This window comes from Mycobacterium sp. AZCC_0083, assembly GCF_014202335.1.
Lineage (GTDB): Bacteria > Actinomycetota > Actinomycetes > Mycobacteriales > Mycobacteriaceae > Mycobacterium.
On the sequence record NZ_JACHGP010000007.1, the window covers coordinates 416599 to 437290 of the forward strand.

At 66.5% G+C, this 20692-nt stretch carries 20 protein-coding genes and 1 pseudogene; 12 read left to right on the top strand and 9 right to left on the bottom strand.

Features of this window, described 5'->3' with window-relative positions; genetic code table 11:
* Positions 1–74 precede the first annotated feature (74 nt).
* Positions 75–512, bottom strand: a complete 438-nt coding sequence (locus HNP02_RS19815) for a hypothetical protein (RefSeq protein ID WP_184441584.1) — start codon at positions 510–512, stop codon at positions 75–77.
* A 58-nt stretch (positions 513–570) separates the two neighbouring features.
* Complete coding sequence (locus tag HNP02_RS19820) at positions 571–1575, bottom strand: LacI family DNA-binding transcriptional regulator (RefSeq protein WP_184441586.1); 1005 nt, start codon at positions 1573–1575, stop codon at positions 571–573.
* Between the two features lie 165 nt (positions 1576–1740).
* On the opposite strand from HNP02_RS19820, the gene HNP02_RS19825 reads away from it, so the two are divergent.
* From HNP02_RS19825 to HNP02_RS19845, 5 genes are read left to right on the top strand one after another with little or no spacing between them, the layout of a single operon-like run.
* Positions 1741–2904 carry a phytanoyl-CoA dioxygenase family protein gene (locus tag HNP02_RS19825; RefSeq protein ID WP_184441588.1) on the top strand — a complete coding sequence of 388 codons (1164 nt, stop codon included), beginning with the start codon at positions 1741–1743 and terminating at the stop codon, positions 2902–2904.
* A complete protein-coding gene (locus tag HNP02_RS19830) occupies positions 2901–3908 on the top strand; it encodes a Gfo/Idh/MocA family oxidoreductase (protein WP_184441589.1) in 1008 nt (335 codons plus the stop codon). The genes HNP02_RS19825 and HNP02_RS19830 overlap by 4 nt, the downstream gene beginning before the upstream one ends.
* Positions 3908–4768: a sugar phosphate isomerase/epimerase gene (locus HNP02_RS19835; RefSeq protein WP_184441767.1), complete on the top strand. Its 861-nt coding sequence runs from the start codon at positions 3908–3910 to the stop codon at positions 4766–4768. Before HNP02_RS19830 ends, HNP02_RS19835 begins: the two co-directional genes overlap by 1 nt.
* Positions 4765–5754, top strand: a complete 990-nt coding sequence (locus HNP02_RS19840; protein WP_184441592.1) for a Gfo/Idh/MocA family protein — start codon at positions 4765–4767, stop codon at positions 5752–5754. Before HNP02_RS19835 ends, HNP02_RS19840 begins: the two co-directional genes overlap by 4 nt.
* Positions 5751–6524, top strand: coding sequence for a TIM barrel protein (locus tag HNP02_RS19845; protein ID WP_184441595.1), 774 nt, complete (start codon positions 5751–5753; stop codon positions 6522–6524). Before HNP02_RS19840 ends, HNP02_RS19845 begins: the two co-directional genes overlap by 4 nt.
* Here HNP02_RS19845 and HNP02_RS19850 read toward each other — a convergent pair.
* A complete protein-coding gene (locus HNP02_RS19850; RefSeq protein ID WP_309241633.1) occupies positions 6521–6985 on the bottom strand; it encodes an SRPBCC family protein in 465 nt (154 codons plus the stop codon). The two genes, HNP02_RS19845 and HNP02_RS19850, sit on opposite strands and share 4 nt — an antisense overlap.
* 85 nt (positions 6986–7070) lie before the next feature.
* On the opposite strand from HNP02_RS19850, the gene HNP02_RS19855 reads away from it, so the two are divergent.
* Positions 7071–7985 carry a zinc-binding dehydrogenase gene (locus tag HNP02_RS19855; protein WP_184441599.1) on the top strand — a complete coding sequence of 305 codons (915 nt, stop codon included), beginning with the start codon at positions 7071–7073 and terminating at the stop codon, positions 7983–7985.
* Positions 7986–8007: 22 nt separating this feature from the next.
* Here HNP02_RS19855 and HNP02_RS19860 read toward each other — a convergent pair whose 3' ends face one another.
* From HNP02_RS19860 to HNP02_RS19870, 3 genes are read right to left on the bottom strand one after another with little or no spacing between them, the layout of a single operon-like run.
* Positions 8008–8832: an ATP-binding cassette domain-containing protein gene (locus HNP02_RS19860; RefSeq protein ID WP_184441601.1), complete on the bottom strand. Its 825-nt coding sequence runs from the start codon at positions 8830–8832 to the stop codon at positions 8008–8010.
* Between the two features lie 4 nt (positions 8833–8836).
* Entirely contained in the window at positions 8837–9895 is a 1059-nt protein-coding gene (locus HNP02_RS19865; protein WP_184441603.1) for an ABC transporter permease, read from the bottom strand.
* A gap of 25 nt (positions 9896–9920) precedes the next feature.
* Positions 9921–10910 carry a substrate-binding domain-containing protein gene (locus tag HNP02_RS19870; RefSeq protein ID WP_184441605.1) on the bottom strand — a complete coding sequence of 330 codons (990 nt, stop codon included), beginning with the start codon at positions 10908–10910 and terminating at the stop codon, positions 9921–9923.
* Between the two features lie 124 nt (positions 10911–11034).
* Here HNP02_RS19870 and HNP02_RS42855 point away from each other — a divergent pair.
* Positions 11035–11510 (top strand): annotated as a pseudogene (locus HNP02_RS42855) (hypothetical protein); the annotation flags it as partial.
* A 1-nt stretch (position 11511) separates the two neighbouring features.
* Here HNP02_RS42855 and HNP02_RS19875 read toward each other — a convergent pair.
* Both HNP02_RS19875 and HNP02_RS19880 read right to left on the bottom strand, forming a co-directional pair.
* A complete protein-coding gene (locus tag HNP02_RS19875; protein ID WP_184441607.1) occupies positions 11512–12918 on the bottom strand; it encodes a sugar porter family MFS transporter in 1407 nt (468 codons plus the stop codon).
* Positions 12919–12945: 27 nt separating this feature from the next.
* Positions 12946–13950 (bottom strand): sugar phosphate isomerase/epimerase, encoded by a 1005-nt coding sequence (locus tag HNP02_RS19880; protein ID WP_184441609.1) that lies wholly within the window; start codon positions 13948–13950, stop codon positions 12946–12948.
* Positions 13951–14107: 157 nt separating this feature from the next.
* Here HNP02_RS19880 and HNP02_RS19885 point away from each other — a divergent pair, with 157 nt between their 5' ends.
* Complete coding sequence (locus HNP02_RS19885; protein ID WP_184441769.1) at positions 14108–15115, top strand: LacI family DNA-binding transcriptional regulator; 1008 nt, start codon at positions 14108–14110, stop codon at positions 15113–15115.
* Here the strand turns inward: HNP02_RS19885 and HNP02_RS19890 are convergent.
* Entirely contained in the window at positions 15085–15816 is a 732-nt protein-coding gene (locus tag HNP02_RS19890) for a GntR family transcriptional regulator (RefSeq protein ID WP_184441611.1), read from the bottom strand. The two genes, HNP02_RS19885 and HNP02_RS19890, sit on opposite strands and share 31 nt — an antisense overlap.
* Before the next feature lie 153 nt (positions 15817–15969).
* Here HNP02_RS19890 and iolC point away from each other — a divergent pair, with 153 nt between their 5' ends.
* Genes iolC through iolD form a run of 4 tightly spaced genes read left to right on the top strand, consistent with a single transcriptional unit; the run spans position 15970 to position 20692 of the window.
* The gene (gene iolC / locus HNP02_RS19895; protein ID WP_184441613.1) at positions 15970–16941 is read left to right on the top strand and encodes a 5-dehydro-2-deoxygluconokinase; all 972 of its coding nucleotides are present in this window, start codon (positions 15970–15972) and stop codon (positions 16939–16941) included.
* Positions 16934–17866 carry an aldolase gene (locus HNP02_RS19900; protein WP_255506680.1) on the top strand — a complete coding sequence of 311 codons (933 nt, stop codon included), beginning with the start codon at positions 16934–16936 and terminating at the stop codon, positions 17864–17866. The genes iolC and HNP02_RS19900 overlap by 8 nt, the downstream gene beginning before the upstream one ends.
* Before the next feature lie 2 nt (positions 17867–17868).
* Positions 17869–18738: a 5-deoxy-glucuronate isomerase gene (gene iolB, locus HNP02_RS19905; RefSeq protein ID WP_184441774.1), complete on the top strand. Its 870-nt coding sequence runs from the start codon at positions 17869–17871 to the stop codon at positions 18736–18738.
* Position 18739: 1 nt separating this feature from the next.
* Positions 18740–20692: a 3D-(3,5/4)-trihydroxycyclohexane-1,2-dione acylhydrolase (decyclizing) gene (iolD, locus tag HNP02_RS19910; protein ID WP_184441615.1), complete on the top strand. Its 1953-nt coding sequence runs from the start codon at positions 18740–18742 to the stop codon at positions 20690–20692.

Below are 20692 nucleotides of genomic sequence, written 5' to 3' on the forward strand. Positions count from 1 at the left end.
ATGGGGCGAAATGGTAGTCCCGATTCCCGACAATCGACGATTCAGACGCTCGGTCGCCGACGAATCGGCCTGATCTACAGGCGAGCCGAAGGCTGTTTCGGCGGCTGCGCGAACGGGCTGGCCTTGATCACCGGAAGCGGGAAACTGTGGTCGGTTTCCGTGGCATCGATGCTGTCGTACAGGCCGACGGTATATACGCCCGCGGACTGCACCGTCATCGACAAGTGGTGGACGAAGACGCGGAACTTGACGGGTACGCCCGGGTTGTCGGGCCAGTGCCAGGCGCACTCGAACGCGGCGAGTCGTTCACCCTTTGCCGACTTGGCGACGACGTACAGGCGCGGGTCGTAGTCGGTGCCCCCCTTGGTGTACACGGCGAGCACCAGCGGCACGGTGATCTGTGCGGGGAAGCTGGTGACGTGGGCACTGGTCATCGGGAAGCCGTCCGTCGTGACGCCGCCCGATTCCTCCAGCACTGCCTTCAATGACGGCGCGAACGCGATGACCTGCATGGTTTCCCCCTTGAACCTCGAGAGTCCGGGATTCAATGCAGACCTTAGCCAGCTACGGCTAGCTCGGGAGGTTGTACGGCGTGATGACCTGGATGGGTACGGGCCGCACGGGCTCGGCAGGCAGCGCGCCGCGTTCCTGCAGGAGAAGCCGCAGCGCGAGCCGGGCGTCGGCGCGCAGGTCGTTGTGCAGCACCACCGAGATGCGGCCGTCCCGAAGCAGCCGTCGGTTGTCGGCGTCGAGATCGTGCGCGATGAAGACCCTGCAGGGGCGTCCCAATCGCTCGAACGCCGCGACGGTGGCGGTGTTGCCGCCGCCGACCGAGTAGACCGCTTCCACGCCAGGATTCCGGTCGAGCGCGTCGAGGACGAGCCGTTGGTTGGTCGCGTCGATGCCGTCGCTCTCGCTCACCTCGACGATCCCGCGGCCCGATCCGCGCAACGCCGACCGGAATCCGACTTCGCGCTCACCTTCGCCGCGGAACACCGTCCTGCTGAGCGTGATCAGGACGTCCGACGGTGTCGCGCCGAGCCACTGGTCCACCAGATAGGCCGCGGTGACGCCCGCGCCGTGGTTGTCGATGCCGACGTACCCGCATCGCGAACTGGTCGGCACGTCGGTCGCGTATGTCACCACGGGCACGCCGGACGCGACCAGCCGGTCGACGGCCTCCGCCACCTCGGGCTCGTCCTGTGCCTTGAGTACGACGCCGTGGCTGCCGCGAAGCCGTCCGAGGGCGTCCACCATCTGGGCGCTTGACCCCGATTCCCAGAGGTGGAAACGGGCGCGCAGCATGGCGGGGGCGAATGCGGGCAGCTCGGCTTCGACCGCCGCCCTGAATGCGTCGGAGAACCGCTGGGGCGTCTGCATCACCACGTCGATCAGATAGCGGCGGCCGTTGAGGCGCAGTTGCGCGCGTTGCTTGTCCAGGTCCGCGATTGCCTGCGCGACCTCGGCGCGGGTGTTCTCCCTGACGCCGGGGCGGTCGTTGAGGACACGGTCGACGGTCGCCTCGCTGAGGCCGGACTGTTGGGCGATCTCACGGACCTTGTACCGGTGCGGCATCGCTGTCCTCTCCTCCCGTTCCCCACTTCTTCCCGCGAGCAGACGCAAAGGGCCCTGAAATGCCCGCATTGGGGGCCATTTGTGTCTGCTCGCCGAGAATCTTGAGGTGTTTTTGATGGCTTTCTGGTGTTGATTGCGGTGCGGGTCACCACAAGACTAAGGGCCATGGCAACACCACTGACCACTGCGAACCGCGCGTGGATCGAGGACACGGACTGCGACCTCGACGACTTCCGCGCACTGGTGTCTCAGGACACGGACGTGAACGACTTTCCGCTGGCGGCCGACGTCCGCGAGGGCGCGCTGGTCTACTCCGCCGAGACGGTGGCGCGCGCCGGCCGGCACGCCCTGCAGACCGAGCTGATCCGCGCCCTCGCCGACGGCCCTGGCGTCGTGGTGTTCGAGGATGCCGTCGATCCGGCAGTCGTCGACCGCGCCAGCGAGGCGTTCACCGCGCTCATCGCCGCCCAGCGCGCCGAGGGCACCGCCGCAGGCGACCACTTCGGCAAGGCAGGCGCCAACGACCGGATCTGGAACGCCGCGCAGAAACTCGCGCTGCACGCACCCGAAGTCTTCGCCGAGTACTACGCCACCGACGCCATCGCACTGGTGTCGCAGGCCTGGCTCGGCCCGCGGTATCAGGTCACCTCGCAGGTCAACGTCGTCAATCCCGGTGGCGCGGCGCAGATTCCGCATCGCGACTACCACCTCGGCTTCGTCAACGTCGACCAGCTGGCGGCCTACCCCGCGCACATGCACCGGATGTCGCCTGCCCTCACGCTGCAGGGTGCTGTCGCGCACTGCGACATGCCGCTGGAGAGCGGGCCGACGATGTTGCTGCCCCACTCGCAGAAGTTCGTTGGCGGCTACATCGCGTTCTACCGCCAGGACTTCATCGAATACTTCGCCGCCCACCAGGTGCAGGTACCGCTGCGCAAGGGTGACGCGGTGTTCTTCAACCCGGCGCTCATGCACGGGGCTGGCGCCAACACGTCGACCGACATCTCGCGGATGGCCAACCTGCTGCAGATCTCGTCGCCGTTCGGGCGCGCCATGGAGACGCTGGACCGCAGCGCGATGGTGCGGGCCATCTACCCTGCGCTGCTGGCGATGAAGGCCGCAGGACGCTCGGAGGGCGAACTCCGCAACGCGGTCAACGCGACCGCGGAGGGCTATCCGTTCCCCACCAACCTCGACAGCGACCAGCCGATCGGCAGCCTGGCACCGCCCAGCCAGGTCGACACCGTGCTGGCCGCACTGGCCGACGATCTCACCCCCGCAGCACTCGACATCGCACTCAGCGAGCAGAACGAACGGAGAATGCCATGACCACCCTCGGCGTAATCGGGCTCGGCCGCATCGGCGCCTTCCACACTGAAACCCTCAGTGGGATCGAGGGTCTCGACGGGTTGGTGATCACCGACGAGTGCACCGACGTCGCCCATGCGGTGGCCACCAAGTACGGCGTCAAGGCGGTCGACACGGTGGAGGAGCTGCTGTCCTCGGGTGTGGACGGGATCGTGGTCGCGGCTGCAACCCCGGCACACGCGGAGCTGACGCTGGCCGCCGTCGAGCGCGGCATCCCGACGTTCTGCGAGAAGCCGATCGCGTCCACCGCCGCGGAGAGCGCGCGGGTCGCCGAGGTGATCGCGAAATCCGGTGTGCCCGTGCAGGTCGGCTACCAGCGCCGGTACGACGCCGCGTTCGCCGCGGCCAAGCGCGCCGTCGACGAGGGGGCGCTCGGCACCCTGCACACGGTGCGCAGCACCACGATGGACCCCGCTCCCCCGCCGATGGACTACATCAAGACCTCGGGCGGCATCTTCCGCGACTGCGCCGTCCACGACTTCGACGTGCTGAACTGGATCACCGGGCAGCGCGCCGTCGAGGTGTACGCCACAGGAACCGTCCAGGGCGATCCCCTGTTCGCGGAGTACGCCGACGTCGACACCGCCGCCGTCGTGGTGACGTTCGACGGCGGAGCACTCGGCGTGGTGTCCAACGCACGATACAACGCCCGCGGCTACGACTGCCGCTTGGAGATCCACGGCTTCGACGACAGCGTGGTGGCCGGCTGGGACCAGGGCGTTCCGCTGCGAAACATGGATCCGCTCAATGACTTTCCGGCGGGCCCCGCGCACCACTTCTTCATGGACCGCTTCACCGCGGCATTCCGCGCGGAGCTGACCGAGTTCGTCCAGGTCGCGCAGGGTGGCCCGATCCGCGGGGCCACGGTGGCGGACGCGGTCGAGGTCGCCTGGCTCGCCGAAGCCGCCACTGAGTCCCTTCGCAGGCATGCACCGGTCACGATCGCCGAGGTGCGGAACTCGTGATCAAGATTGCCGGGGCGCCGATCTCGTGGGGCGTCTGCGAGGTACCTGGCTGGGGCTACCAGTTGGCACCCGACCGTGTACTGACCGAGATGCGCGGATCAGGCCTGACCGCAACGGAACTCGGCCCCGAGGGCTTCCTGCCGACGGATGTCGACGAGTTGAAGTCCGTCCTGCGGTCCCATGACCTGGCGTGTGTCGGCGGCTTCGTGCCGGTCGTGCTGTTCGACGACGCTCGTGATCCCGCCGACGACCTCGCCGGGCCGCTCGAATCACTGGTCGCCGCCGGAGCAGGCGTCGTCGTGCTCGCCGCAACGACCGGATCCGACGGCTACGACTCGCGTCCCGTCCTCGACGAGGCGCAGTGGTCGACACTGCTCGCCAACCTGGACCGGCTGGCGACGATCGTCGCCGACCGTGGCTTGCTTGCCGTGCTGCATCCGCACGTCGGCACCATGGTGGAGACCCGCGCAGACGTCGACCGGGTGCTTGCCGGGTCATCCATCCCGCTGTGTCTGGACACCGGGCACCTGCTGATCGGTGGCACCGATCCGCTGGAGCTGGCCAAGGCCGTGCCGAATCGCATTGCGCACACCCACCTCAAGGACGTCGACGCCGCGCTGGCCGCCAAGGTGCAGTCGGGTGAGCTGACGTACACCGACGCCGTCCGGGCCGGGATGTACACCCCGCTCGGCTCGGGCGACGTCGACATCGCGGGCATCGTCTCGGTATTGCGCGACAACGGCTTCGACGGCTGGTTCGTGCTCGAGCAGGACACCATCCTGGATGGCGAGCCTGCCGGTGAAGGTCCGGTGCGCGACGTGCTGGCCAGCGTCGCCTTCCTCCAGGCAGTCGCCGGATGACGCTGCGCATCGGGGTGCTCGGCGCGTCGCGGATCGCGGAGTCGGCGATCGTCGGGCCCGCCGCCGAACTCGGACACCGGTTGGTGGCGGTGGCGGCGCGGGACCGGTCGCGGGCGGAGTCCTTCGCCGAGAAGTACGGCGTGGAGCGTGTCGTCGCGTCGTATCAGGACGTGATCGACGATCCCGAGGTGGACGTCGTCTACAACCCGTTGGCGAACTCGCTGCATGCGCCGTGGAACCTCGCCGCGATCATCGCGGGCAAGCCGGTTTTGAGCGAAAAGCCCTTCGCGCGTGACCAATCCGAGGCCCGACGCGTCGCGGACGTCGCGGGTGCCGCGGGTGTCACCGTGCTGGAGGGTTTCCACTACTTCTTCCATCCCGTCACCCAGCGTGCGTTCGAGCTTGCCGCCGACGGCACCCTCGGCGAGGTGACCCACGTCGAGGTGCGGATGGCGATGCCCCCACCCGACGACGGCGATCCACGCTGGTCGCTCGAGATGGCTGGGGGCGCACTGATGGACCTCGGCTGCTACGGCCTACACATCATGCGGTCGCTCGGCCGGCTGGGCGTGCCCGGCGTCGACGGGCGGCCGTCGATCACCCGCGCACACGCCGAGCAACGCACTCCCGGGGTGGATGCCTGGTGCGACGTCGAGGTCGCCTTCCCAGGCGGCGCCACCGGTCTGTCCGCCAATTCGATGGTGGGAGACCACCACTCGCACACGATCCGGATCGTCGGCACGGCTGGGGACGTGCTGGTGCACGACTTCATCACGCCGAGCACCGACGACCGCTTGACCATCACCACTCCGGTTGGCATCACCGTGGAGCGCCTTGGCACCCGGCCGTCCTATACCTACCAGTTGGAGGCCTTCGCCGCCCACGTGCAGCATGGCGCTCCCCTGCCGTTCGGCTCCGCCGACGCCGTGGCGAACATGGCGTTCGTGGACGCCGCGTATCGCGCGGCCGGCATGGAATCCCGATGACTTTTCAGCTGGCCGTCAGCGCCGAGATGGTGTTCACCGAACTGCCGTTCATCGAGCGGGTACGTCGCATCCACGACCTCGGCTTCGCGGTCGAGATCTGGAGTTGGGACGACAAGGACCTAGCCGCGCTGCGAGCCACGGGCGCGACCTTCACCTCGATGACCGGGTATCTGCACGGTGACCTCATCGACGCCGCGACCGCCGACGAGGTGGTGCGTACCGCCGAGCTGTCCATCAAGGCCGCCGAAACCCTTGGCGTGACACGGTTGAACCTGCATACCGCGGAGTTGGTCGACGGCAATGCGGCGCGGCCACGGCGGCGCGCCACCGGCCCGATGTGGCTCACCGCGCTGCGCACCCTCGACCGTCTTGGCGACCTCGGCGCCGCCAACGGCGTCACGTTCTGCGTGGAGAACCTCAACACGATCGTCGATCACCCTGGCGTACCGCTGGCGCGGGCGAAGGACACCCATGCACTGATCGAGGCCGTCGCCCATCCGAACGTCAAGATGATGCTCGACCTCTATCACGCGCAGATCGGCGAGGGGAACCTGATCGAACTCGTCCGCAGGTGCGGCGACGCGATCGGCGAGATCCAGGTGGCCGACGTCCCCGGCCGCTGCGAACCGGGCACCGGCGAGATCCACTACCCCGCGATCGCACGGGCATTGCGCGACATGGGGTTCCACGGCACCGTCGGCCTGGAGGGCTGGGCATCCGGCGACAGCGTCGCGGCACTCGAGGCGTTCCGCGCTGCGTTCACGGTCTAACCGCCGAACCGGGCCGCGAGGCGCTCCAGGGTCGACGTGATGCCGTCGGCATTCTGCGTGTGCATGCCGAAGAACTCCAGGAGCCTAGGCGCCTTGTGGATGCTGTAGTCGAACGTCTCGGTGACTTCCGTGGTGCCGGGCGCAGTCTCCATCAGGTCCCAGCGCCAGCGGTGGCCCATCGGATGCTGCCACTCCACGACCCTATCGTCGTCGACCTCGGTGACGGTCGAGGTGATCTTGTACGGCACTCCCCACTGCCTCATCCCGACCGTGAACTTGTCGCCCACCGCAAGGTGATGAGGTCCCCTGATCGGGATGTCGCGCATCGTGCCGGACCCATCGAGCTCCGGATGCCGGTGCGGATCGACGACGAGCGCGAAGATCTCCGCTGCGGACGCTGTGACCAGGACTCGCCTGACGACGCGTCTTGGGCCAGCGTCGACCACCAACACGGCTGACACAGTGGCCGATGATACGGGTCCGCAGACACGCGACGCTGCTACTCTGCCCGGAATATCCGCTCGACTGTGAAGGTTTGGGTCAAGCATGCGAGCAGTCGTCTTCGATCCGCAAGCCCCTCAAAACCTGCGCTTCGACGAGGTGAGTCCACCGGTTGTCGCTGATGACGAGGCATTGATCGACGTCAAGGCAATCGCACTGAACTTCGGCGAGGTGCGCTTCATCGCCGACGTGCGCCAGCCCGGCGAGGTGCCAGGGTGGGATGCCGCAGGAGTGGTCGTCCAAGCCGCGGCCGATGGAACCGGGCCATCGGCAGGCACCCGAGTGGTGACCTTCAATGGCGCCGGTGGGTGGGCTGAGCGCCGCGTGGCGCCAACCGGCAACATCGCGGTAGTTCCCGACTCCGTCGACTTCGCCACTGCTGCCGCGTTGCCCGTCGCCGGCGTCACGGCATTGCAGGCACTGCGAGCACTCGGATCCGTCGTGGGGCGGAGAGTGCTCATCACCGGCGCGTCCGGCGGGGTCGGCCGGTTCGCCGTGCAGCTCGCGGCCAGGGCTGGCGCTCACGTGATCGCGGCAGTCGGAAGCGAGGCACGGGGCGCGGGGCTCGTCGAGTTGGGCGCCGCCGAGGTCGTCGTCGGGCTCGACGACGTCACCGAGCCCGTGTTCGGTGTCCTGGAGAATGTTGGCGGCCCACTGCTGGCCCAGGCGTTCAGCCTGGTCGGCGAAGGCGGTTCCGTACAGTCGATCGGGATGGCGTCCAACCAGCCTACGACGATCGACTTCGAGGCGGAACGGCACAGGTGGACGCGGAAGCGCTTGGAGCCCTTCACGGTTCGCGAACCCTTCCAAGCGGACCTCAACTACCTGGTCGAACTGCTGGCCACCAGCCAGCTGGATCCGCAGATCGGGTTGCGCGACTCGTGGGACAACGTGTCAGGGGCCGCTGAGGCACTGCTTGACCGCCGGGTGGCGGGCAAGGTGGTCCTGGACGTCACCTGACCACCGCTGCCACCGCGGTGGATCAGGCTCCCTTGCGTCCCAGCTCGTGCGAGAGCGCCTCGAGTTCGTCACCGCCGGCCATCTCCTGAGTGAGGTGGTCCAGCGTGATGTCGTCGTAAGAGCAGTCGAGTTTCTGCCTGCCGCGGTTGAGCAGCACGAAGTGGTCGCCCACCATGTGTGCGTGGTGCGGGTTGTGCGTGATGAACACGACGCCGAAGCCGGCCTCCTTCGCCGCGGTGATGTACTTCAACACCACCCCCGACTGCTTGACCCCCAGCGCGGCCGTCGGCTCGTCGAGGATCAGTACCCGCGCCCCGAAGAACACCGCGCGGGCGATCGCCACGCACTGACGTTGGCCGCCGGACAGCGAACCGATCGGTGCGTCGACGTCCGGCAGCTCGATACCCATCTTGGCCAATTCGGCGAGCGTCGTGGCCCGCATCGCATTGGCGTCCAACGAATACGGGAACGACGACTTGCGCAGCTCCTGGCCGAGGAAGAAGTTGCGCCATACCGGCATCAACGGCACGACGGCGAGGTTCTGGTACACCGTGGCGATGCCCTTGGCGAGCGCGTCGCCCGGGGATGCGAACTTCGTCGACTCGCCATCCACGAGAAGGTCACCCTCGGTCTGCTGGTGCAGCCCGGAGATGATCTTGATGAGCGTGGACTTGCCCGCGCCGTTGTCGCCGAGGATGCCGGTGACCTCGCCCGCGTGCACACGCAGGCAGATGTCCTTGAGCGCGGTGATGTTTCCGTATGACTTACTGACGTTCTTCAACTCGACCAGGGGCACCTTGCCCCCGGACGGGGCGTCATGTTCGGGACGTTCGACTGTTGCAGTCATTCGGTCACCTCTTCGCTGCGTAGTTACGGAAGGCGTTGTTGGCGATGACGGCGAACAGGAGCACCGCGCCGAGGAAGAACTTGAACCAGTCGGGATCCCAACCGGCATAGACGATCCCCTGGTTGGCCATGCCGAAGATGAACGCACCGATGGCCGCGCCGATCGCCGTGCCGTAACCGCCGGTGAGCAGACAGCCTCCGATGACGGCGGCGATGATGTAGAAGAACTCGTTGCCGGCGCCCTGCCCGGACTGCACTGTGTTGAACGAGAACAGCAGATGCATGCCGGAGAACCAGGCCAGAAAGCCGACGAGCATGAACAGCCCGATCTTGACCTTGGTCACCGGAACGCCCACCGCGCGCGCGCTGTCCGCGTCACCGCCGACCGCAAAGATCCAGTTGCCGATCTTGGTCTTGAACAACACGTACGTTGCGATCGCGGTGAACAGTAGCCACCACAGCACGGTGATCTTGATCTGAACGCCGAACACGTTGAACGGGTGCGCGAACACCCACTGGGCCGAGGACCAGCCCTGCATGTCGTTGACGCTCTGGGTGGCGACCTGACCCGAAACCAGTTTGGTAACAGCGAGATTGATGCCGGCGATCATGAAGAACGAACTCAACGTGATGAGGAAGCTGGGGATCTTCGTCCTCATCACCAGATAGCCGTTGAGGAATCCGACACCCAACGCGAGCACCAGGGCCAACGCAGCGCCCACCCACAAATTGAGGTGCAGGTTGAAGGCCAGCATCGATGCCGCCAGTGAACTGAACGTCACGGCCACGCCTGCCGAGAGGTCGAACTCGCCGCCGATCATCAGCAGCGCCACGCCGCACGCCATGATGCCGATCGTGGAACTGGCATACAGCACGGTGGCCAGCGACGCGGCCTCCCGGAACGGGGGCGCCACCATCAGGAAGATGACGAACAGCGCGATCGCGCCGATCAGGGCACCCATCTCGGGACGAATCAGCATGCGCTGCACGCGGTTGCGTTCTTTGACCCGCTCGTCGTGGACGACCTTGCGGCTCCCGAGGTCCAAGTCTGCTTGAGTGGACATGGCTTCTCTTTCTTCCGTGATGTCTCTAGCGCGTTCCGGCCTTGGCCAATTCGGCGACGGCATCGATGTTTCCCTGGTCGATGAACGACGGCCCGGTCAGTGTCGGCTGACCGCCACCGATCAGGTTCTTGTTGTTCTTGAACAACCAGAGCGAGTCGATGGCCAGGTAGCCCTGAAGGAACGGCTGCTGATCGACGGCCCACTGCACCTTCCCGCCCTTGATCGCATCGACGAGTGCGGCGTTGGTGTCGAAGGTGACGATCTTCGCCGAACTACCGGCGTTCCCGACCGACTGCACCGCGGTCAGCGCGATCGGCGCGCCGAGCGCGACGACGGTGTCGACCGACGGATCCTGTTGCAGCTTGGCGGTGATCGTCGACTCCACCGACGGCATGTCCTTGCTGTTCACGTTCAGAATCTCCATGTTGCCCTTGAAGCCCTGCTTGACTCCGGCGCAACGGGATTCGAGTGCGACCTGACCCTGTTCCTGGATGACGCAGATGATCTTCTTGGCCCCGTCGGCGTTGAGCTTCTCGCCCGCAGCCACTCCGGCGAGCTTCTCGTCCTGGCCGAAGTACTCCTGGACGTCCATCGCCTTGAAGTTGTCGAAGCCGGAGTTGAATGCGACGACCGGAATGCCTGCGGCCTCAGCGGCCTTGACGGCCGGAGCCATCGCGTCGGGCTTGGCCAGTGTCAGGGCGATGCCGTCGACCTTGCTGTCGATCGCGCTCTGCACCAGGTTGGCCTGAGCAGGCGCTTCGGGATCATTGGAGTAGCGCAGCTCGATGTTGTCCTTGTCGGCCGCGGCCTGCGCGCCCTTGCGGATGAGATCCCAGAACGAGTCGCCCGGCACCTCGTGGGTGATCATCGCGACCGTCATGCGTGGGGTGTTCGCCTGACCGGCGCCCATCCCGTTGCCGCTGCTGTCCGGCTTTCCGCCGGTGCTCGAACACGACGCGAGCCCCAGGGTGAGCACCCCAATTCCCGCCACGGCTGCCAACCGAACAAACTTCATCGTTTCTCCTGTCTGCGGGTGCCCAGTGGCACTACATGAACACGATGTAATACGGGTCACACCCGAAAGTCAATAGTTTGTTCGGACATTAGGACTGCAGGTCAAATGTTAGGGTGCGTCCATCCTGGTCACAGCAAGATCAGGTGCCACCCACACGAATGACTTCGAATTGGCCGTCTGCGCGGAGACGATCTTCACCGATCTGCCCATCACCGAACGGGCTCGACGCATCGACCAGCTCGGTTTCGCCGTCGAAATATGGAGCTGGCACGACAAGGATCTCCAGACCCCTCGCGGCGAGAGGCGCCCGGTTCCTCGATGACCGGATATGTGCACGGCGACCTGGTGGATCGCAGCGGCGCGGACGAGGTGGTGCGCACCGCCGAGCTGAGCATCAAAGCCGCTGCGACGCTTCGCGTTCCACGGCTCAACCTGCACATCGCCGAACTGGTGGAGTTGGTGCGGCGATGCGGTGACGCCATCGGTGAGGTTCAGGTCGCCGACGTGCCCGGGCGATGCGAGCCGGGCGGCGGCGAGATCTTCTACCCAGCGATCGCCGCGGCGTTGCGTGACGTCGGCTTCACCGGCACGGTCGGCCTGGTCAGGCGTTCGCTGCCTCCCGCTGCAGGCCCTCGGCTTCGAACCGGTCCTCTAGTTCCTCCAGCGTGGTGCCCTTGGTCTCCGGCACGAACTTGTGCACGAACAACCAGGATCCGACGTTGACCCCGACGAAGAGCAGGAAGGTGCCCGTCGAGCCGAGCGCCGAGTTCAACACTGGGAACGCAAACGAGATGATCGCGTTGGTGCACCAGAGCACGAACACCGCGATGCCCATCGCGAACCCGCGGATGCTGAGCGGGAAGATCTCCGACAGCAGCAGCCACACACAGGTGCCGATGAACATCTGCACGAAGGCCACGAACACGATCATGCAGGCCAGGATGATGTAGCTGCGTGTGGTTGATTCGGGCATCAGAAATGTCAGTGACAGTGCGAGCTGCGCGCCGGCCACGCCGGCAAATCCGGTGAGCAGCATGGTCCGTCGGCCGATGAAGCCGAGCAGGATGATGCCGATGATCGTGGTCACCACCGATGTCACGCCGACGGCGATGGTGGCGATCAGTGAGGCGCTCACGCCCAGGCCACTCTGCTCCAGAATTGTCGGGGCGTAGTAGTTGACGGTGTTGATGCCGGTGGCCTGCTGCACGATGGCCAGGCCGCAGCCGATGAGCACCACGCGCCTGATCCACGGGACATCCCGGATCACCGAGAACGGGGTACTCCTGACGTTCAGGGTGCGCTCGGCATGTTCGACGATCGCCGCGAATTCGGCGTCGGCTTCACGCTTGTCCAGACTGTATCCGAGTACCTTCCTGGCCTCCTCCATGCGCCCCTTCAGCCCGTACCACCGCGGTGAATCGGGCAACGCCATCATGCCGAGCAGCAGCGCGACCGCGGGCACCGCGGCCACTGCGAGCATGATGCGCCAGACGTGCGGATCCTGGATGAGGTGATCGAGCAGGGCATTCATGGCGAAGGCGAGCATTTGACCCGTCACGATCATCAATTCGTTGATGGTCACCATTCGGCCGCGCCGTTCCGGGGGCGCCATTTCCGCGAGGTACAGCGGGCACGTCACCGACGCCGCCCCCACGCCGATACCGAGGATGATGCGCGCCGCGACCATGATCTGAACGGTCGGGGCAAGTGCACATCCCAGCGCGCCGACCAGGAAGATGAAGGCGCACAGCAACAAGGTCTTCTTCCGGCCGAGGCGGTCGGCGATGCGCCCGCCAAAGAGCGCACCCAACGCGGCACCCGGGAACAGCAGCGAGCTCACCACCGTCGCCTCGCCGAACGAGCTCAGATCGAGGTCGTCCTTCATGTACAGCAGCGCACCGGAGATGACTCCCGTGTCGTAGCCGAACAGCAGACCGCCGAGCGTCGCGATCACCGTGAGCTTGGTCAAGAATCTGCGAGGCGGCGCGCCTTCGGTCGATGTCGCCATGATGTCGTCTTCCTTTTCGTTCGGTGATCAGACGGGTTGTGCCGCAAGATCGCTCGCGGCGAGCAGTGTGGTTGCGGCGACCTGGAGGCCCTCGAGTTGGCCGAGTTCGGTGTCCTCGTGCTCGACGTTGACCGCCATGTCCGGGTCGACCCGGCGCAGCGCGGCGAGGAACCTCGCCCAGAAGTCGACGTCGTGACCGCGACCGACCGCGACGAAATCCCAGCTGGACTCGGTGGGCCACCGGTTGACGGTGTGCCTGCCACCCAGTGAAGTGCTGGGTTGGTCGGCCGGCGTACGGGTGAACCGGTCGTCGAGCACGCCGTACACGGCACATGCCGGGTTGATCCGGGTGTCCTTTGCCGCGGCGTGAAAGACCAGCTCGCCCAGGAAGTCGATGGCAGCGACCGGGTCGATGCCCTGCCAGAACAGGTGGCTCGGATCCATCTCGGCGCCGACGTGCGTCGCACCCGTCTTCTCCACGAGTCGCTGCAACGTGGGCGGATTGAACACCAGATTCTGTGGGTGCATCTCGATGCAGACCTTGACGTCATGGGCGCGTGCGAGGGCGTCGATCTCCCGCCAGAACGGCACGGCGACGTCATCCCACTGATAGTCCAACGAGTCGAGATAGCCACTGTCCCAGGGGTTCACGTGCCACGCGGGCCACTGGCCGCCGGAGTGTGCGGCGGGCAGGCCGGACATGGTGACCACCCGGCGCACGCCGAGCGTAGCGGCGACTCGGATCGCACGGCGCAGATCGTCGGCGTCTTCCGGGCCTACCTCGGGATCGGCGTGCAACGGGTTGCCATTGACGTTCAGACCCGTCAGTTGCACCCCGGTCTCCTCGAAGACGGCCAGGTAGGCAGCCGGATCCAGCTCGCCATCGAGCAGAGCGGCCACCGGCAGGTGCGGGCTGGGCAGGAAGCCGCCGGCGTTGACTTCCGCTCCCGTCAATCCGAGCGACCGGATGGTGGTCAGTGCCTGTCGTAGCGGCATGTCGTGCAGCACCGCGGTGTACACACCCAACCTCATCGAGGAACTCCCATGTTTTTGCGGACCTAAAGCGCGTTAGTAAAGCGCGTTAGGACTAATATGAACGCAGCACAGCGCTGTGTCAACCGTCACATTCAGGAGGGTCGTATTGGTGCCCCCATCCGCCGCGGGCAACCGGCCAGTCCGCCGGCCGACGATGGACGACGTAGCCCGGCGGGCCGGCGTGTCCCGGACCCTGGTGTCCTTCGTGCTGGACGGCAAGCCCGGGGCCAGCGAGAAGACCCGTGAGCGAGTGCTCGCCGTGGCCGACGAGATCGGGTACCGGCCGGATTCAGCTGCGCGGTCGCTCGCGAGAGGACGCAGCCGAACGCTGGGTGTGCTGTTGGACATCCGCCAACTGTTCGAAGCCGAACTCGTCACCGGTATCTACCCGGCCGCTGAAGGTATCGGCTATGAGGTGTTGCTGTCGGCCAACCTGTCCGACCGAGCCGAATCGGTGCCCGTCGAGGCCCTGCTGAGCCACCGTTGCGAGGGCCTGATCCTACTCGGACCGAAATCCGATCCCGACTACTTCAAGACCCTGGCCCAGCGGGTGCCGGTGGTGGTCGTCGGGCGGAGGCTCGCACCGACACCGGGCTTGGCGACGGTACGAACCGATGACGCGAAGGGCATCGGGCAGGCGGTCAACTACCTGTACGACATCGGACATCGGGCCATTCATCACGTGGACGGCGGCACCGATCCGGGGTCGGCCGACCGGCGGCGGGCCTACCGGGCGGCGATGCGGCGGCACGGACTCTCCGCCTACGCCAAGGTGATTCCGGGCGCGCACAACGAGGCTGCCGGCGCCGACGCGGCGCGCGCGATGCTCGCCGACCGCGAACTGCCCACCGCCGTGCTGGCGGGCAACGACCGCTGCGCGCTCGGACTTCTGGACGTGTTCACCAGGGCGGGCGTCGACGTGCCAGGCGACCTGTCACTGATCGGCTACGACGACAGCCACCTTTCCGACAACCCCCGGATCGATCTGACCACGGTGCACCAGGACGCCAACGCCCTTGCCGGCCACGCCGTTCGGATGGCGGTGGGCCTGCTTGAGGGCAATCTCGACCAGAATCGTGACGTGGTTCTCGAGCCCGTGTTGATGGTCCGTGGCACCACTGCGCCCATTGGTCAGCGGTCGACGAGCGTGGTCTCGAAGTAATAGCGCGACGCCCGGTAGCAATGATCGCCGAACTCGACTGCCTTGCCGGAGTCGTCGAACGCCGTGCGACTCATCGTGAGCAACGGCGCGCCCGGCTTCTCGTCGAGCAGCCGCGCCTCGGTCTTCGTCGCAGGCCGGGCTCCGATTCGCTGACGCGCCAGGCGAATGTGTACGCCGCGCGTCCGCATCGTCTGATACAGCCCGCTGGCCTCCAGCTCGGAAGGATCCGGCGCATACTCAACGGGCAGGTAATTCGTCATCACCGCCAGCGGTTCGCCGTTGGCACTGCGTAGCCGCGAAATGGTGACCACCTCGTGGTCCGCACTCAGATTCAGGTCGGCAGCGATTTCCGCGGGTGCAACACCGGTGCGGTAATCGAGGAGTTGCGTGGTCGGTTCCTGCCCAGCCCGGACGAGGTCATCGAAGAGACTGGTCAGCTCGACGCGACGGTGCACCGGGTTCTGCACGACCTGCGTGCCGACACCGCGCTTGCGGACAAGCATGCCCTTGTCGACCAGTTCCTGGATGGCCCGGCGCGTGGTGGGCCGGGACAGGGTCAGCCGCTTGGCCAGTGCCAGTTCGTTCTCGAAGCGGTCTCCGGGCGCCAGGTCGCCATCACGGATGGCAGCCTCGATCGCCTGGGCGAGTTGGTAGTAAAGCGGGATAGGACTAGACCTGTCGAGTTCCACTGCCAGCGGCACGTCTGCTCCGATCTCGCGGCGACGTCGAAAGAGTAGCTGAATCTTAGCATCGCATGATTGAAAGTCCGAATGTCAGGACAAACTATTGACAGAGCCGAGTGACGGAGGGCACAGTCGTTTACGACGCAAGACCACGACTGCTGGGGAGCAGAATTGACCACCACGAACGCATTCGACGCCCTCGTCATCGGACGCAGCGGCGTCGACGTCTATCCATTGCAGACCGGCGTCGGCCTCGAACACGTGACGTCGTTCGGGAAGTTCCTCGGCGGCAGCGCGGCCAACGTCGCGGTGGCCGCGGCCCGGCTAGGCAACCGCAGCGCGCTGATCTCTGGTGTCGGCGACGACCCGTTCGGCCGCTTCGTCCGCGCCGAACTGGCCAACCTCGGCGTCGACAACACCTACGTCAGCACCCATGACGAGTACCCCACCCCCGTGACGTTCTGCGAGATCTTCCCGCCGGATCACTTCCCGCTGTACTTCTACCGCAAGCCCTCGGCACCGGATCTGCAGATCCGGCAGGACGAGATCGACGCCGAGGCGGTGCGCACCGCCCGGCTGTATTGGTCGACGGTCACGGGGTTGTCCGAGGAGCCGAGCCGCAGTGCACATTTCGCTGCATGGGAAGCCCGGTCCCGCTCTCCCCTGACCGTGCTCGATCTGGACTACCGGCCGATGTTCTGGGCCACCCCTGCCGATGCCTCCGAGCAGGTGCAGCGGGCGCTGCAGCACGTCACCGTTGCCGTCGGCAACCGCGAGGAGTGCGAGATCGCCGTCGGTGAGACGAATCCTCACAAGGCCGCCGACGCGCTTCTCGATCTCGGCGTCGAACTGGCGATCGTCAAGCAGGGGCCGCGCGGCGTGCTCGGCAAGACCAGGCACAGCTCGGTGACCGTCCCACCCAACGAGGTCGACGTGGTCAACGGTCTTGGTGCCGGAGACGCCTTCGGCGGCAGCCTGATCCACGGCCTGCTCCGCAACTGGCCGCTGGAGAAGACCTTGCGCTACGCCAACGCCGCCGGTGCCATCGTGGCGTCCCGGCTCGAATGCTCGACGGCGATGCCGAGCGCCGACGAGGTGGCCGCGCTGGCCGAGCTGACCGCAACGGAGGCCGTGAATGTCTAGCCCGGATCTTTCTCCCGTCGCTCCGCTCGCCCCGGATCGTTCTCCCGTCGCTCCGGTATGCGCCGACTACGCCGCGGTCACCGACCTGCGGGCCACCGATCCAGGCGCGGTCGCCCGCGCATGGAACGACCGGACCACCCGTCCCACCATCCGCGGCGACGGCAGGTTGATGATCGTCGCGGCCGACCATCCCGCCCGCGGTGCACTGGCCGTCGGATCACGACCGACCGCGATGAACAGCCGCACCGACCTGTTGGACCGGTTGCGCGCCGCGCTCGCCGATCCAGGCGTCGACGGCGTGCTCGCCACTTCCGAAATCCTCGACGACCTGCTGCTGCTCGGCGCACTCGAGGACAAGGTGGTGTTCTCGTCGTTCAACCGTGGCGGGCTGGCCGGATCGGCTTTCGAGCTCGACGACCGGATGACCGGCGCCACCGCGGCGTCCACCGCCGCGGCGAACATGAACGGCGGGAAGATGCTGTGCCGCATCGATCTCGCCGATCCCGGCACGGTCGCCACCATGACCGCGTGCGCGCAGGCGGTCGACGAGCTGGCGGCACACGGGCTGATCGCGATGGTGGAACCGTTCCTGTCCACCCGCGTCGACGGCAAGGTGCGCAACGACCTCAGCGCAGACGGGGTGATCAAGTCCGTGCACATCAGCCAGGGACTCGGCTCGACGTCGGCGTACACGTGGATGAAGCTCCCGGTGGTCGCCGAGATGGACCGGGTGATGGAGTCCACCACGCTGCCGACCCTGCTGCTCGGCGGCGACCCCGCCGATCCCGACGAGGCATTCGCCAGCTGGGAGAAGGCACTCGCCCTTCCGTCCGTGCGCGGGCTGATCGTCGGTCGCACCCTGCTCTACCCGGCCGACGACGACGTGAGTGCTGCGGTGGCCACCGCAGCCTCGATGGTGAGGTGACCGTGCACAGCAAGCTGTACATCCCCGCCCGTAGCGCCGAGCTCCCATTCACCGTCGACGTCACACCCGAGTCGGCCGGTTGGACCGAATCCTCCTTGCAGGTGGTCGAACTCGACGACAGTCAGACCCTCGAATCGAACACCGGCGACACCGAGGTGATGATCCTTCCACTGGTCGACGGAGGCACCGTCGAGTGCGACGGAGTCACCTACGAACTGTCACCACGCGCATCGGTCTTCGACGGACCCGGCGACATGGTCTACCTCGGCATCGGGCAGGAGTACCGGCTCAGCGGTGAAGGCCGATTCGCGATCTGCGGCGCCCGCGCCAAACGGTCGTTCCCCAACCGCCGCGTAGCCGCCGCCGACGTGCCCGTCGAGCTGCGGGGCGCAGGCAACTGCAGCCGTCAGGTGCACAACTTCGGCACCGCAGGCGTCTTCGAGGCCGATTCGCTGATCGCTTGCGAGGTGATCACCCCCGGCGGGAACTGGTCGAGCTATCCGGCGCACAAGCACGACGAGGACACGCCGACCCAGTCGCAACTCGAGGAGATCTACTACTTCGAGATCGCGCCCGGCCCCGACGGTTCGCGCGGATTCGGTTACCACAGGGTGTACGGCACACCCGACCGTCCCATCGAGGTGCTCGAGGAGGTGCGCACCGGCGACGTCGTGTTGGTGCCGCACGGTTACCACGGTCCTTCGGTCGCGGCGCCGGGCTACCACATGTACTACCTCAACGTGATGGCCGGACCGGGCGCCGAGCGCGTGTGGATGATCGTCGACGATCCCGAACACGCCTGGCTGCGCGGCACCTGGGACGACCAGGCCGTGGACCCCCGGCTGCCCCTGCACGACCCAAGAGGAGTGTGACGTGGTCTCCAAGGCTTCCGCGTTCAAGTCCCCGCACGACGAACCGACCGTGCGGCTCACCGTCGCCCAGGCCACGGTGCGATTCCTGGCCAACCAGTTCGTCGAGCGCGACGGCGAGCGCAGCAAGTTCTTCGCGGGCTGCTTCGGCATCTTCGGGCACGGCAACGTGGCAGGCATGGGTCAGGCGCTGTTGCAGGACGAGATCAAGGCGGCCAAGGCAGGCACCGAGCCAGGGCTGCGATATGTGTTGGGCCGCAACGAGCAAGCAATGGTGCACACCGCCGCCGCGTATGCCAGACAGAAGGACAGGCTGCAGGCGTGGGCGGTCACTGCGAGCATCGGGCCTGGCTCGACCAACATGCTCACCGGCGCGGCCCTGGCCACCATCAACCGGCTGCCCGTGCTGCTGCTGCCGTCGGACACGTTCGCAACCCGGGTCAGTTCACCAGTGTTGCAGGATCTCGAGCAGCCCCACGACAACGAGATGACCGTCAACGACGCGTTCAAGCCGTTGTCTCGCTTCTTCGACCGGGTGTGGCGGCCGGAACAGTTGCCTGCGGCCTTGATCGGCGCGATGCGAGTGCTGACCGACCCCGTCGAGACGGGCACGGCGACCGTGTCTCTGCCCCAGGACGTACAGGCCGAGGCATTCGACTGGCCGGAATCGCTTTTCGCCGAACGCACTTGGCATGTCGCCCGCCCGCTTCCGGAGCGGTCGGTCATCGCCCGCGCCGCCGAGGTGATCCGCTCGGCGGCCAAGCCGCTGATCGTCGCAGGCGGCGGGGTCATCTACTCCGGCGCCCCCGATGCGTTGGCTGCGTTCGTCGAGAAGACGGGCATCCCGGTATCGGAGACGCAGGCGGGCAAGGGATCACTGCCCTACGACCACCCGCAGTCAGTCGGCGCGGTCGGCTCGACCGGCTCGACCGCCGCCAACGCGCTGGCCGCCGAAGCGGACGTCGTCATCGGCATCGGCACCCGGTACAGCGACTTCACCAGCGCGTCACGCACCGCGTTCAACAATCCCGACGTCCGATTCGTCAACGTCAACGTCGCCTCGTTCGACGCCGTGAAACAGGGCGGCCTGTCCGTCGTCAGCGACGCCCGTGAGGCCATCGACGCACTGTCCGACGCACTGAGCGACTACTCGGTCGACGATGGCTACCGCACGCGGACAATCGAACTCGCCAGGGAGTGGGACGACACCGTCGGCGCGGCATACCGCGTCGAGGACGACGGCGGTGCCCTGAACCAGAGCCAGATCATCGGCCTCGCCAACACGTTGTCCGATCCGCGTGACGTGGTGGTGTGTGCGGCAGGGTCCATGCCCGGCGACCTGCACAAGCTGTGGCGCACCCGCGACCGCAAGGGCTACCACGTCGAGTACGGGTTTTCGTGCATGGGCTACGAGGTGGCAGGTGGCATCGGCGTCAGAATGGCCAGCCCCGACCGCGACGTATTCGTCATGGTCGGCGACGGGTCGTATCTGATGATGGCGACCGAACTGGTGACGGCGGTCCAGGAAGGCGTCAAGGTCATCCTGGTGCTGGTGCAGAACCATGGCTTCGCCTCCATCGGCTCGCTGTCGGAGTCGTTGGGTTCGCAGCGATTCGGCACCTCCTACCGCTACCGCGACGACGCGGGCCACCTCGCGGGCGACAAGCTTCCCGTCGACTTGGCCGCCAACGCCGCCAGCCTGGGCGCGGAGGTGATCAAGGTGACGACGGCCGCCGAGTTCGCCGATGCGGTCAAGGTGGCCAAGGCCAACGAACGCACCACCGTGATCCACGTCGAGACCGACCCGTTGATCTTCGCGCCCGACAGCCAGTCCTGGTGGGACGTTCCCGTCAGCCAGACCTCGGAGCTGGACTCCACACAGCAGGCGTACGAGACCTACGCCGAGTGGAAGAAGATTCAGCGCCCGTTCGTGAAGCCCCATGACTCGAAGGATTGA

What these genes read in the sequence shown, in the direction of transcription:
- HNP02_RS19815 (WP_184441584.1), bottom strand. Translation starts at nt 512, where the DNA reads ATGCAGGTCATCGCGTTCGCGCCGTCATTGAAGGCAGTGCTGGAGGAA.
- HNP02_RS19885 (WP_184441769.1), top strand. Translation starts at nt 14,108, where the DNA reads ATGGACGACGTAGCCCGGCGGGCCGGCGTGTCCCGGACCCTGGTGTCC.
- HNP02_RS19870 (WP_184441605.1), bottom strand. Translation starts at nt 10,910, where the DNA reads ATGAAGTTTGTTCGGTTGGCAGCCGTGGCGGGAATTGGGGTGCTCACC.
- HNP02_RS19900 (WP_255506680.1), top strand. Translation starts at nt 16,934, where the DNA reads ATGTCTAGCCCGGATCTTTCTCCCGTCGCTCCGCTCGCCCCGGATCGT.
- HNP02_RS19880 (WP_184441609.1), bottom strand. Translation starts at nt 13,950, where the DNA reads ATGAGGTTGGGTGTGTACACCGCGGTGCTGCACGACATGCCGCTACGA.
- HNP02_RS19865 (WP_184441603.1), bottom strand. Translation starts at nt 9,895, where the DNA reads ATGTCCACTCAAGCAGACTTGGACCTCGGGAGCCGCAAGGTCGTCCAC.
- HNP02_RS19860 (WP_184441601.1), bottom strand. Translation starts at nt 8,832, where the DNA reads ATGACTGCAACAGTCGAACGTCCCGAACATGACGCCCCGTCCGGGGGC.
- HNP02_RS19840 (WP_184441592.1), top strand. Translation starts at nt 4,765, where the DNA reads ATGACGCTGCGCATCGGGGTGCTCGGCGCGTCGCGGATCGCGGAGTCG.
- HNP02_RS19875 (WP_184441607.1), bottom strand. Translation starts at nt 12,918, where the DNA reads ATGGCGACATCGACCGAAGGCGCGCCGCCTCGCAGATTCTTGACCAAG.
- HNP02_RS19820 (WP_184441586.1), bottom strand. Translation starts at nt 1,575, where the DNA reads ATGCCGCACCGGTACAAGGTCCGTGAGATCGCCCAACAGTCCGGCCTC.
- HNP02_RS19830 (WP_184441589.1), top strand. Translation starts at nt 2,901, where the DNA reads ATGACCACCCTCGGCGTAATCGGGCTCGGCCGCATCGGCGCCTTCCAC.
- HNP02_RS19825 (WP_184441588.1), top strand. Translation starts at nt 1,741, where the DNA reads ATGGCAACACCACTGACCACTGCGAACCGCGCGTGGATCGAGGACACG.
- HNP02_RS19845 (WP_184441595.1), top strand. Translation starts at nt 5,751, where the DNA reads ATGACTTTTCAGCTGGCCGTCAGCGCCGAGATGGTGTTCACCGAACTG.
- HNP02_RS19855 (WP_184441599.1), top strand. Translation starts at nt 7,071, where the DNA reads ATGCGAGCAGTCGTCTTCGATCCGCAAGCCCCTCAAAACCTGCGCTTC.